Source organism: Acinetobacter sp. ME22, assembly GCF_022012315.1.
GTDB classification, from domain to species: domain Bacteria; phylum Pseudomonadota; class Gammaproteobacteria; order Pseudomonadales; family Moraxellaceae; genus Acinetobacter; species Acinetobacter brisouii_A.
Genome location: NZ_JAKLTL010000013.1, coordinates 67,936 through 80,460 on the forward strand (window position 1 = coordinate 67,936; position 12,525 = coordinate 80,460).

Annotated in this window: 17 protein-coding genes and 1 pseudogene; 9 read left to right on the forward strand and 9 right to left on the reverse strand. The window is 35.7% G+C overall.

Features of this window, described 5'->3' with window-relative positions:
• The first annotated feature begins 123 nt into the window (after positions 1-123).
• Complete coding sequence (locus tag LVY74_RS14935; protein WP_237815730.1) at positions 124-1,329, forward strand: maltoporin; 1,206 nt, start codon at positions 124-126, stop codon at positions 1,327-1,329.
• Positions 1,330-1,379: 50 nt separating this feature from the next.
• Here LVY74_RS14935 and LVY74_RS14940 read toward each other — a convergent pair whose 3' ends face one another.
• The 6 genes and pseudogenes from LVY74_RS14940 to LVY74_RS14965 form a co-directional block, all read right to left on the reverse strand.
• Positions 1,380-1,910: an NIPSNAP family protein gene (locus LVY74_RS14940; RefSeq protein WP_237815731.1), complete on the reverse strand. Its 531-nt coding sequence runs from the start codon at positions 1,908-1,910 to the stop codon at positions 1,380-1,382.
• Between the two features lie 59 nt (positions 1,911-1,969).
• Entirely contained in the window at positions 1,970-2,473 is a 504-nt protein-coding gene (locus LVY74_RS14945) for a cupin domain-containing protein (RefSeq protein WP_237815732.1), read from the reverse strand.
• Positions 2,474-2,623: 150 nt separating this feature from the next.
• Positions 2,624-3,472, reverse strand: a complete 849-nt coding sequence (locus LVY74_RS14950) for a DMT family transporter (RefSeq protein WP_237815733.1) — start codon at positions 3,470-3,472, stop codon at positions 2,624-2,626.
• Positions 3,469-4,161, reverse strand: coding sequence for a dienelactone hydrolase family protein (locus LVY74_RS14955; RefSeq protein ID WP_237815734.1), 693 nt, complete (start codon positions 4,159-4,161; stop codon positions 3,469-3,471). Before LVY74_RS14955 ends, LVY74_RS14950 begins: the two co-directional genes overlap by 4 nt.
• Before the next feature lie 201 nt (positions 4,162-4,362).
• Positions 4,363-4,650: pseudogene (locus LVY74_RS14960) on the reverse strand (EamA family transporter); the annotation flags it as partial.
• Positions 4,651-4,742: 92 nt separating this feature from the next.
• A complete protein-coding gene (locus tag LVY74_RS14965) occupies positions 4,743-5,408 on the reverse strand; it encodes an IS6 family transposase (protein WP_237815735.1) in 666 nt (221 codons plus the stop codon).
• A gap of 122 nt (positions 5,409-5,530) precedes the next feature.
• Here LVY74_RS14965 and LVY74_RS14970 point away from each other — a divergent pair, with 122 nt between their 5' ends.
• Positions 5,531-5,896, forward strand: coding sequence for an AHH domain-containing protein (locus LVY74_RS14970; protein WP_237815736.1), 366 nt, complete (start codon positions 5,531-5,533; stop codon positions 5,894-5,896).
• A gap of 8 nt (positions 5,897-5,904) precedes the next feature.
• Entirely contained in the window at positions 5,905-6,402 is a 498-nt protein-coding gene (locus LVY74_RS14975) for a hypothetical protein (protein ID WP_237815737.1), read from the forward strand.
• A 122-nt stretch (positions 6,403-6,524) separates the two neighbouring features.
• Here LVY74_RS14975 and LVY74_RS14980 read toward each other — a convergent pair whose 3' ends face one another.
• Positions 6,525-7,115, reverse strand: a complete 591-nt coding sequence (locus tag LVY74_RS14980; RefSeq protein WP_237815738.1) for a recombinase family protein — start codon at positions 7,113-7,115, stop codon at positions 6,525-6,527.
• 259 nt (positions 7,116-7,374) lie between these two features.
• Between LVY74_RS14980 and LVY74_RS14985 the strand changes: the two genes are divergently transcribed.
• The 6 genes from LVY74_RS14985 (at position 7,375) to LVY74_RS15010 (ending at position 11,457) form a co-directional block, all read left to right on the forward strand.
• The gene (locus LVY74_RS14985) at positions 7,375-7,680 is read left to right on the forward strand and encodes an IS630 transposase-related protein (protein WP_151711093.1); all 306 of its coding nucleotides are present in this window, start codon (positions 7,375-7,377) and stop codon (positions 7,678-7,680) included.
• An 83-nt stretch (positions 7,681-7,763) separates the two neighbouring features.
• A complete protein-coding gene (locus LVY74_RS14990) occupies positions 7,764-8,147 on the forward strand; it encodes a transposase (RefSeq protein ID WP_237815747.1) in 384 nt (127 codons plus the stop codon).
• Positions 8,148-8,469: 322 nt separating this feature from the next.
• Positions 8,470-9,417 (forward strand): 2-hydroxyacid dehydrogenase, encoded by a 948-nt coding sequence (locus LVY74_RS14995; protein WP_237815740.1) that lies wholly within the window; start codon positions 8,470-8,472, stop codon positions 9,415-9,417.
• 322 nt (positions 9,418-9,739) lie between these two features.
• Positions 9,740-10,303, forward strand: coding sequence for a RepB family plasmid replication initiator protein (locus LVY74_RS15000; protein WP_442862806.1), 564 nt, complete (start codon positions 9,740-9,742; stop codon positions 10,301-10,303).
• Between the two features lie 156 nt (positions 10,304-10,459).
• Complete coding sequence (locus LVY74_RS15005; protein WP_237815741.1) at positions 10,460-11,077, forward strand: AAA family ATPase; 618 nt, start codon at positions 10,460-10,462, stop codon at positions 11,075-11,077.
• 2 nt (positions 11,078-11,079) lie between these two features.
• Positions 11,080-11,457, forward strand: coding sequence for a hypothetical protein (locus LVY74_RS15010; RefSeq protein ID WP_237815742.1), 378 nt, complete (start codon positions 11,080-11,082; stop codon positions 11,455-11,457).
• A 74-nt stretch (positions 11,458-11,531) separates the two neighbouring features.
• Here the strand turns inward: LVY74_RS15010 and LVY74_RS15015 are convergent, their stop codons facing one another.
• Positions 11,532-11,972, reverse strand: a complete 441-nt coding sequence (locus LVY74_RS15015) for a hypothetical protein (RefSeq protein ID WP_237815743.1) — start codon at positions 11,970-11,972, stop codon at positions 11,532-11,534.
• 48 nt (positions 11,973-12,020) lie between these two features.
• On the reverse strand, positions 12,021-12,525 hold a 505-nt coding region (locus LVY74_RS15020; RefSeq protein ID WP_237815744.1), incomplete at its 5' end, for a hypothetical protein.

Below are 12,525 nucleotides of genomic sequence, written 5' to 3' on the forward strand. Positions count from 1 at the left end.
AGATTGATCTAAGTCTTTTCAAGCAATAGTTTTCAAGCCACGGTGTAAATTTATGCTGTATTTATTCAAAAATACAGCAGGCTAAATTGCACCTAAAAAATGATGTTTATTTTGGGGAAATTTATGAACATCCAACTACGCTATGTATTACTTGGTTTATTACTGCCTGTAACCGATGTCAGTGCTTTTGAATTTAATGGCTATTTACGTGCAGGGGTGGGTTACAGCGACAAAGGTGATACTCAAAGCTGTTTTCATCTTGATGGTGCTGTCACCAAATATCGTTTAGGCAATGAATGTGAACAATATGGCGAGTTAACGGGTACACAGAAACTCTATACCTTTGCAGATGGTTCAAATTTGGCAGTCAAAGGCACTTTGGCACTGTATCAGGACTTCGGAAAAGATAAAGATTTTTCTGGAGATAATTATGCCAAATGGGCAGAAGCCTATGCCATGTGGAACAATATTAGTGCTTTAAACGGTGCGAATCTTTGGGCAGGACGACGTTTCTACAACCGTAATGATATTCATATTTCAGACTTCTATGTTTGGGATGAAAGCGCTACAGGTTTCGGGATCGACAGTTTTAAATATCATGGTTTATCTTACTCCTACTCTTTTTCCCGAAAAGACAGCGTCTTCCAAGAAAAAGCCGTGAATCGCCATGACTTTACCATTCAAGATATTCCAGCCAATCAAAATGCAAAAATTGGGGTAGGACTCAGCTACCTCGAAAAAACCAATGATCCTGCGAGTCATTCTGGCGCAGCAGTCACAGTCATGCATAAACAGAAAATTGGCAATCTCAATAATACTTTCAGTGTGCAATATGGCTATGGTTCGGGTACAGGTTTAGGCTATACAGGTGATAGCACCTTGTCACACAAAGATAAAAGTTGGCGCGTAACTGAGTTTTTTGATAGTCAATTTACTGAAAATTTCAGTGGTCAGTTTGAAGCGGTTTATCAAAAAGACCAACGTGAAAACTCAGCAGATGACAAAACGTGGTATTCGATTGGCGCTCGCCCAGTTTATGCAATCAGCCCACAGTTTAAACTGGTCGGTGAAGTTGGTTTAGATGCAGTAAAACGCGATAAAACAGCAACTTTAACCAAATTTACCTTTGCACCAACATGGTCTCCAAAAGGTAAAGGTTTCTGGGATCGTCCAGAAATCCGCTTGTATTACACCTATGCCGTTTGGAACAAAGAAGCTCAGCAACAAGCCGATTTACTCAGCCCAGATTCAACTATCTCGTCTACAGGGAACTTTGGGACTGCACGTCATGGCAGCAACTTCGGTTTACAAATCGAATATTGGTGGTAAATCCCAAACAAAAAGAAAAGAGCATATGCTCTTTTCTTTTTTTGCCATAATCAGGCTTCTAAATAAACCAATTCATAATTTGTAATATTTTTAATAGATTTGGAATCATCAAATAAAATATGATTTTCTAAAGTAAACAATGTTAATTCATTTGGATTTGGAAATTCTTGAGTATTGAATTGCCCGATTTTCGGATCAATTAAACCTAAAACCTCTTTTAATGTCCCTGGCATACAATCAATCGTGAACAGATTTAAGTTTTGTTTAAAATCAAAATCAGCAGCAATTGGATTGAGTACTTTTAAAAACTGGTTATCTAATAAAGCAGGTGCATATTGAATAAACTCATTTTGCCAGTCATCACGAGCGCCTAATTGTTCACGTAAAGTTTGGCGATGATCTAAAGAATCGTATTGCCACAAATGCATAAAAATGACTTGATGATCTAGCTTACAGATCCACTTCCCTTTTAAAACGCCATAATCATCTTTTCGAATTGGTAAGCACTTATCAAAGAATAGTGCTTTATATGTGTCCCAATTTTCATAAGAAAAGAAATATGTTCTTAATTCATAAATCATGATGTGTCCTCATCCTGCTGAAAAAAGACCCGAAACGAATTTCGGGTCTTTGTGTTGCTTTAGTTTTTGGTGTAAGCAAAAACACCATTGTCTGAACTTTCGATCTGTTCAATATTTTCTGGACGATCAAATGGTTCTGGAGCGGGTTCACCTTCAGTACGTGGACGACCGATATCTCGGAAGAAACCTTCCAAACCACTTGGTGTCATAAACCAGACCCAGTGCAAATCTTCTGTGCCATTATTTAAAAAGGTATGCGAGTTATGTTTGCCTAAAAACACAGTCACACCCGGCTCTAGCACATACTCTTTCCCATCGATAATCGCTTGACCACGACCTGAAATAAAATGCAGGATTTCTTCGTTGCCTGGGTGTGCATGCTCACGCACACGACCACCTGGTGGTAAAGTTTGTGTTCCCAATGAAAAGTCACGTTCCATTGGAGTGAACTCTGGTGAAACCGCAACGGTTACATGACCATTGGCTGGTTTTGGCTGCCAGTAGCTCTTTACGGTTTGTTTATTGAAATAATAAACAGTGCCTTTCTCTAATATCTCTGTCATTGTTGTACTCCATTATTACGATAAATGTAAACGTTTACATTAACAATCCAAAAAAAGAGAACTTGATATTGTTCTCAGAGGATTACCCCTAAATGTAAACGTTTTCATTATACGCTGTTCTGCTATTTTTCAAAATAAAAAATGACATTTTTATGATCTAAATATGAATTTTTTTAAATTAAATCCAGAAAGCAAAATGATGAATACCCCAAATAGAGATAAGCCATCTGGAATACGATGAAAAAATATAAAACCCAGAATGGTTGCAAATACAATCTGAAAATAAGTAAATGGCGAAAGTAATGCTGGGCTTTGTAGCGTATAGGCTTGATTAAACAGTGTGTGTGCAAAAGTGCCAAACATACCGATCATTAGAAATAGAATTAAATCAGCCAGATGAATATTGACCCAGAAAAAAGGTAAAACCACAGACATCATTAAAAATGCATAAAAACCCAAATAAAAATTTGAAATTAATGGTTTTTCTTGCACACTTACCACTCTGGAGAGCACCTGATAAATGGCAAAAAAAGTGGCTGCTAAAATTGGAAATAGGATTTCGGGTTTAAAAATATCGCCACTCGGTCGAGCAATAATCAAAATACCCAAAAAGCCACAGACAATTTTAATTGTATTTTCAACGCTAATTTTTTCTTTTAAAAAGACCTTAGACAACAACAGAACAAACAATGGAGATAAAAAATTAATCGCGGTTGCTTCTGCTAAAGGAATATATTTCAAACCCGTAATAAAGCTAATGCCAATCAAGGACATCAGTAACGCACGTAGGCAATGAATTTTCTTAAAATGGGAAGGTTCAATCTTGAATTTCAGATTCAACCCTGCAAATAAGAAATGGAATAAATACCTGAACCATAAAATCACAATGATAGAATAATGCTGACTCAGTATTTTCCCTGTTAAATCATGACAGGAAAGCAACAACACCGCGAGAATAACAAATAAGATTGCCTCATTTTTTTGCTTGATCTGACTCATCTCTCACCTAAAAAATTCTTTAAAAATGATAGATTGGTTTGATATGCCAGTTCACTTGCCGCTTTGTTGTAATTCGCTCGATATGGACAATTAAAACCATGACCAACCTTGTCATAGCAGAAAATCTGAATGTTTTTTGAGCCTTGAACTGCTTTTTTTAAGTGATCAATTTCTTTTAGGCCAATAAGATGATCATTTAAAGCCAAATGGATGATGGTAGGCTGTTGAATCGACTGGATTTGCTCCAGATATTGATCAATCTTGCTGCCATAATAAGCAATACGGGTTTTTATCTGAGCATTTTTCAATAGATAACAAAGTGTTCCACCCATACAAAAACCAAGAATATGAATCTGTGTCTTTCCAATCATGTTGAGCGACTGATCTATGATCTGATCTAAATCGGTAGCAGTCTGAACCAGATCAAGCTGTTGATATAAATGGTAGGCTGTTTGGGTATCCTGTTCATCATAATCTAAACAGACCGTTTCTTTTTGACGGAAAAAGACATTGGGAATCAGCACATGAAAACCCAAGTTCACATATTGTTCTGCGATTTCCAAAATATGCTGGTTGATCCCCCAAATTTCTGAAAGCAAAAGTAATACCTGATCAGAATCTCGGAGTGCTGGGAGATAGAGCACATTTGCGGATAAATTCCCTTCTAACGATATTTTCAGTTTTTGCATGACAATCTCTTAAATGTAAACGTTTACATTTTATCTTAAAAAGAGAGATCATGTGTAGCTTTCTATTTGATCAATCCAAAATGCTAGCAACAACCTTAATGGTTTAGCACGAACCTGATCATTTTTAATTTAAATACAGAATATTGAATTCATTTAAAATTTTTAACTATTCATTACACGAAGTGATGAATAGTTAAAAGACTAAATTTTTTTACGTTCACGTGTTGCGAACCAACATAAAATTGATCCCAAACACACCAACGCGGCTCCTTGCCAAAAAGACAAAGTTAAGGGTGTCTGTAAGACCAAAGCTGCCAAGCCCGCAGAAAATACAGGAATGAAATACGATGCACCTGCCAAAATGGTGACATTGCCATATAGAATCCCGACATTCCACGCTGCATATCCAAAGCCCATTGCCGCTGCCGCCAACAACAAATAAATAATGGCATGCATATCAAAGGTCATTGGGCTGCCACCGACTAAAAAAGGCACTGTTGCAAATAGAGATCCGAGCTGATGATTTTCCCTTTAAAAATTACTTAAAGACCGAAAACTCTATTCACCAGATAGACTTCACCCTAGGGTTGACCATAATAAAATGATGAAGCTTGTCCTTTACAGAGTGCTCGCATCACTTCAATACCTTTGATTGTGGCATAAGCTGTCTTCATCGATTTGAAGCCTAGCGTGGCCTTGATGATCCGCTTTAACTTACCATGATCATATTCGATTACATTGTTTTTGTATTTAATTTGCCTGTGCTCAAGATCAAGTGGACATTTTCCTTCCTGTTTTAATCGTGATAAAGCACTTCCATATGTAGGTGCTTTATCTGTATTGATCGCTTTGGGAATCTGCCACTTCTTTACATTCTTTAAGATTTTCCCAAGAAAACAATAGGCTGATTTGGTATTACGTCTAGAAGAAAGATAAAAATCAATGGTATAGCTACGTTGGTCAACTGCGCTATACAGATAAGACCACCGTCCATTTACTTTCACATAAGTTTCATCAATATGCCATGAGCTCAGCTCTTTGGGATTACGTTCATACCAACGTAAACGTTTTTCTATTTTAGGCGCATAACGTTGAACCCAACGATAAATCGTGGTGTGATCAACATTCACACCACATTCAGCAAGCATTTCCTGAAGTTCACGATAGCTAATGCCATATTTACAATACCAACGCACAGCCCAAAGAATGATTTCACCCTGAAAATGTCGACCATGGAAAGGATTCATATACTGAACTTTTAGCTAGAAGGGTATTCAGCTTATCATCTATCGCTATTTGCAACAGTGCCACTGTCGGTACAGTTACAGGTGGTAATTCAAGAGTCCTTGGTCGAAATTTACTCCAATCAATGAACGCAAATATTTCAACATGGTCTGGTTATCAAGCTCAACATATTCTTCCTAGTCAAATGCGAAGTCACCCTGTGATACAAAAAATTGGTATGGATTTTGATAATGCCCAAAATGGTATTTTCTTACGAATCCCTGATGATGGAATAAGTCCAATGGCACGTCACCAAGGTTTTCATTCAGTATATAATCAAGTTGTGAGACAGCGTCTTGATGCGATGGATATTAATCAAAGTGTAGGACAATTAGAAAAGCAGGTATTTACTCTTCAGCAACAACTTAGAGGGCTTCAACAAAATGGTTTACCTCTATATGGTGAGCATGGTGCTACTATAGAAATGTGGAATCGTTGGTTAGATAAGTGAGGTATAATATGGGGAAATTTGGAAGGTATAGTGAACAAGTTCAAGAGGTTATTAACTTTGTGGAACAAAATTTCTCACTTGGAACAGCTGGAATCAGTAACATTCATTTTCCCATACATTTGCTTGGTGATTTTGATGAAGCAAAAAATATGGCATGGAGGCAAGAGGGTCAATTTTTACCATGGGTTGATATAAGAGAAAATGAGGCTAGTGAAATTTTAGCCGAACGTTATAAGCTGGACGACTTTAAAGTATTTGATGATGAACTTGGCTTGTTAATTGATCATTTTTATTCAGTTCTCCGAAAAAAGCTAAGTGGTGAATATGTCGATTTATTAGATGACATTGCTTCTGATCTATATAACTGTGCCTATGCTAGAGCCATTCATGGTATAGATGAAGAAGGGCTATTTGAGAAAATATTTATTACTTATAGGGCTGGGTATTGGCCTTGCGGTTGGGAAGGTATTTATCCTGATGGTAATATGCTTATATATAAACTTTAAGGGCACTGTTGCAAATATAGATCCGAGTCGACGATTTCCCTTTACAAAGGTACCTAGAGACCGAAAACTCTATTCACCAGATAGACTTCACCCTGAGGCTGACCATAAAAATTGGGGTAATCTCATTTTAAATCAACCTCAAATACTTCTGTACCATCCCTCAAATAACGATAAACCGCCTGCCGACTAATTCCAAAAGCCTTCCCCAAAGCAGCCTTCGAACTATATTTCCCTTCTGCCCAAGCCTGATGTAAAGCATCCGCCTGATCAGGTTTAAGTTTATGAACCCGACCTTTATATTTGCCTTGTGCGGCTGCCAGTTTAATCCCTTCTTTTTGTCGTTCTAAAATAATCTCACGCTCAAACTGAGCAAAAGCCCCCATCAATTGCAACATCAAATTATCCATCGGTGTTGCTTGAGCAGTAAAAGTGATCTTTTCCTTCATGAACTGGATCGCAATACCACGTTTGACCAGTTTGTCTACTTCTTCAACAAGATCTTTTAAACTACGGGCAAATCGATCCATCGAGTGCACGATAACCATGTCCCCTTCCCTGACATAGTTCAGCATTTCCTGAAATTTAGGTCGGTCGGTATTTTTACCTGAAGCTTTATCAATAAACAGTCGATCAACTTCGATCCCTTCCAATTGACGTCCAGTATTTTGTTCAACTGAACTGACTCGAACATAGCCTATTTTTTGACCTTTCATCTTTTACCCCATAAATTGGCGACAAATCACCCAAAGTGTTTATTATAAATTTTAAATATAAAAGTTACATGTTATTTATGATCAAAAATCATTTAAAAGATACACTCTTATGATCAGAAAATCAGTGTTACTTTAGGGTATACTCTAAAGTAACACTGATTTTAATAAAAAAAGGCTGTAGCTATTTTTGAATAGCTACAGACCGACCCCAGAGTGGGGTGTATAGCTAAGTTCTAAAATATCAACTACAATGCAAGATATGGGATATTCAAAAGATTTTAAAGACAAAGTCATTGAGATTATGACTAGAGATCAACTGTCTGTGCGAAAAGCAGCACAGCATTTCAATCTTTCTACACGTACCATCCAACTGTGGCAAAAATCTACAGAGCGAAAACCGATTCCTGGACGTCCAGCTAAAATTACTCAAGCACAAATATTGGCAGATATTGAAAAATATCCCGATGATTATCAGTATGAACGAGCTGAACGTTTGGGCGTAAGCACTCATGCTGTGTTTAATGCATTACATAAAGCAGGAATATCACGTAAAAAAAGACCTTAACTCATCCAAAATCAGATGCTCGTCAACGAGAACAATTTAAAAATTTAATTGAAGATTTAGAACCTGCACTTCCCTTAATTTATATTGATGAAAGTGGGTTTCAAAGTGATGATACCCGCTTCCATAGCTATAGTCACAAAGGTACACGAGCAGAAGGTACATTCAATTGGCAAATCAAGAACAGTTGTAATGCCATTGGAGCTTTGATTAAAAATAAGTTACTGACTGTGAGCTTATTTAACTGCTCTATCACGATAGAAGTATTTGAAGGTTGGGTTGAGCATGATCTACTGCCGAAATTAAAAGAGAAAAGTGTTCTCATCATGGATAATGCGGCGTTCCACAAAGGTAAACGTCTTAAAAAATTAATCGAAGAAGCAGGCCATTACCTTGTATGGTTACCCAAATATAGTCCTGACTTAAATCTGATAGATGAACGATATATCGTGCAAGGTGGGCTCAAATAAAATCAGTGAGGAAAAGACTGAGAATTAAAGATATAGATTTATTATTCAAAGAGCATTGCAGTAACTTATTTAGAATTTAGCTATATCTAGTGAATAGAGTTTTCGGTCTTTAAATGCTTTTTAAAGGGAAATCATCTGCTCAAATATCTATTTGCAACAGTGCCATCATGTCTAGGATACTGGGAGCAGTCCAAACATTTTATTTTATCTATAGGCTTGTGATAGCTTAATATGAGCCTTTGAGTACAATCAGACCTTGAATGATCCAAAACCTCCTTGTCAAAATGACCAAATTTCTAAATATGAGTAAAGTATTTGCTTAATGAAAAATATTCTTCCATTTGTTTGTCCGCATGCTTGGTCACAAGCTCAATTATGGGTGTCTGCCCTACAAGCAGCAATGCCCGAAGAACATATCGTTTTACTTAATGAACTCAACATCAAAGAACGTACAGCCTGTGAAGTTGCAATCGTTGCCAATCCAGATCCAAATGACCTGAAACAATTACCCAATCTAAAATGGGTTCATAGCGTTTGGGCTGGCGTAGAGCGACTCATGGCAGATCTAGATCATAATCCCCAACTCAAAGTCGTTAGATTGATTGATCCACAACTTGCAGCCACTATGGCCGAAGCTGTTGTTGCTTGGACATTATATTTACATCGAGATATGCCACTGTACGCGAGACAACAGCGTAACAAACAATGGTTAGAGCATGAATATACCCCTGCTGAAGAAAAAACCGTTTCAATTTTGGGCTTAGGTGAACTTGGTCTAGCTGCTGCGGTGAAGTTAAAAGCTGTGGGATTTAAAGTTTGTGGTTGGAGTCGAAGCCAAAAATCTATTGATAATATCCAATGTTATTATGGAGATAATGGTTTACTTGAAATGCTAGCAAAGACCGATTTTCTCATTTGTCTATTGCCTCTCACTCCACAAACTAAAAATCTTATCAATCACAATTTTTTTTCAATGTTAAAAAAACAGGCTTCATTAATTAATTTTGGTCGAGGCGCAATTATTGATGATGATGCTTTAAAACAAACTTTAGACTTTGAGCATCTCGCTCATGCTGTACTGGACGTTTTTCATCAAGAGCCTCTTTCACAAGATTCATGGCATTGGACACATCAAAACGTTACTGTATTGCCTCATATCTCTGCTCCAACCAATAGAAAAACAGCATCTGCTATTGTTGCTAAAAATATTCAGCAATATCGTATCAATGGCACTATTCCTAAATACGTTGATCGTAAAACAGGTTATTAATCACTCCAATTATTCTTACTGTACTCTGTTTGGACTGTTTTTATAGAAAACAGTCCATTTTTTACCAATTTTATATCACTACAAATTCCTTGTCTTATCAACACATTAAAAGGTGATATAGTCAAAACTATGTTGGATATAAGAAATAGTGACATAAAAAATGAACTTGTCATTAAAGACAATGCCTTATTAATGCAAGCTAGAATCTTACTGAGCAGTGCCTTATTTTACTTGCGATTATCAGTGCACGTGAAAATGGTCTTTTAAATCACGCTGGATCTCTAAAATTGCATACACAGACAACTATGAGGTAATTGAACTGATCTTTACTTTGATCACCAGATTAGAAAAACACTTCACTAGCTATCAGTTAAAACAGGTTTCTCAGTTGACCAGCAAGTATGCCATCCGACTTTATGAAATTTTGATTTCATGGCGTGAAGTTGGTAAGACCCCTGTTGTCACCATTGCTGATTTTCGAGAAAAGATTGGTCTGGATGACAGTGAATATCAACGGATGGATAATTTTAAGCGTATTGTCATTGAGCCTGCGATCAAGCAAGTTAATCTATACACTGACATTCAAGTTGAATATGAGCAATTTAAAATTGGTCGATCAATTACAGGCTTCCAATTTAAGTTTAAAGCTAAACCGATTAAGGATGTAATTGATGTTAATAAAGATCAGGACACTTCTGACTTCTTCAATGGTTTGACTGAAAAACAGATCCGTTTTTTTGCCAATAAACTTGCTTATGATGATGAGTTTGCAGCTAAACATGCTGCTGTTGGTGAAAGTTATACTGATTTAGAAATTAGACTTTTAGATAAATTAAGAGATATTAATTTTCAAAAAAAATATATAATTTATCCAAAAAGAGTTTAATTTAATTTTTAATAAAACAAATACTTATGTTTTATAAAAACAACTATTAAAAATGTTTAATAGTTAGTTTTTAGTTTTTTTATAAATGTTTTAAACTTCTTTTAAAAATCTATAATTCATCTATAATGATTTTATAGAGAAACGATTGGAGTAGGTATGGCGCTTATTATTACAGTGGCAAACCGTAAAGGTGGTGTGGGTAAAACCACAATTGCGACAAACATTGCTGTGGCTTTAATGAATAAAGGTAAGACGCTCTTGGTGGATGCGGATGAGCAGCGATCTGCCTACAAGTGGAACGATTTCCGCGAGAGTAAACTGGACTCTATCGCGGCTCATGAGAACTTGCTCGATACACTAGAAAAGAAAGTTGAAGATTATGATTTTATCTTGATTGATATTGCTGGGCGAGATTCAGAGGTTTTTCGTGAAGCGTTATTGGTGACAGATAAGTTGGTTGTACCAACTCAAGCGAGCTTATTAGATTTGGAGGTCATTCCGTATTTGGACGATAAAATCCAAAAAGTCAAAACGGACAATCCAACACTTGAAGCCTATATTGTTATTAACAAAGCGCCAACCAATCCAAAAAGCAGTGAGATTGAACAAGCAAAAACGTACCTTGCTGACTATCCAAATTTTAAACTTTTGCAAACTGTGATTAAGGATCGTAAACAATTTCGTGATGCGATTGTGGAGGCGAAGTCTGTATCTGAAATGAACAGCAGTAAAGCAAAAGATGAGTTTAATGAATTTTTGATTGAGGTGCTTTGATTATGGCTGACTTAGATAGGTTTAAGCGTGCTCGAGAGAAAACAGCATTTATTGAAGATGCGAACTCAGATGTAAAAGTTGCAGAGTCTAAGACTAAGAAAATCACCACACGAAATAAAAGCGAAGTTGAGTTAGAACCAAATACTTTAAGTAATCGTGAGCGTTCACGTACCAGACAAGGTCGTAATATTACTGTGCCGCTTTTCCCTGAAGAGTTAAAAGCAATTGAAGCAGCTGTTTCCAGACTCTCAGAGCTTAGTGATACTTCAATCAATGCTTTTATTCGTGAAACAATTTTAGCAAAGTGCGAAAAAGTTATAGGTAAAGAATATTATAAATCAATTATTTCTGATAAATTTAATGTTGTAAAAAACAAGTAATTTACTTGTTTTTTACTTATGTGGTACATGTATTTTAGTTTTATTTTAAAATTAAAAATGCTGTATTTCTTTAATTAAAAAAGGAAAGATCTAATTTTTAACAATAGATACCCAGAAATTACACCAACAACAAAACCTAATAAAATGATGTAGAAGTCCTCAAGATCAAGATGGAAAGTTCGATCAATAATTAGATTAAGAACAAGAATACCTACTAGCCCAGACAATCCGCCTAAGATGCTGCTTGTTAAGATGATATTCTTGGTTTTTTTCGGATTTAGTAAAATAGTCAAGTTCATAATAAAACTATAAATAATTGATTGAACTCCGGAAAAAAGTACAGCCCATAATAAGAATAAGGAAAAAATTTCAGCATATGAATTATCAGGATGTTGTAGCAGAAAATAAATAGAAGAAACAAGTGCCGATACAATTAATGGAATAAAAAAACCAAGCACAATACACAACATAATACACAATACATTTTTCACGAATATCATTAGCTTTACCGCCATAAAATCCACATATTTAATGAAACTAAAATACATGTGTAACTTTTTAAGTTAAAACAGCAAAGATCTAATTTTTAACAATAGATACCCAGAAATTGCACCAACAACACAATCGAATAAAATGATGTAGAAGTACCAAAGGTCAAAATAGAAAGTTTGATTAAGAATTAGATTAAAAATAAGACTGCCTAACCCAAACAATCCGCCTAAGATGCTGCTGATTAGGATAATATTCTTAGCTTTCTTCAGCTTTGGTAAAACAAATAGGTTCATAATGAAACTATAAATGATCGATTTAATTCCAGAAGAAGATATAGCCAATAATAAGAATAAGAATAAGAATAAGAAAAAATTTTTAGCATAAATAACACCATCAATTGTTGAATTATCAGTATGTTTTAGAAGAATATAAATAGAAAAAACAAGTACCGATATAACTAATGGAATAAAAAAACCAAGCACAATACAAAATACATTTTTTACGAATATCATTAACTTTGCCGCCATAGAATTTACATATTTAATAAAACTAAAATACATGTGTAACTTTTTAAGT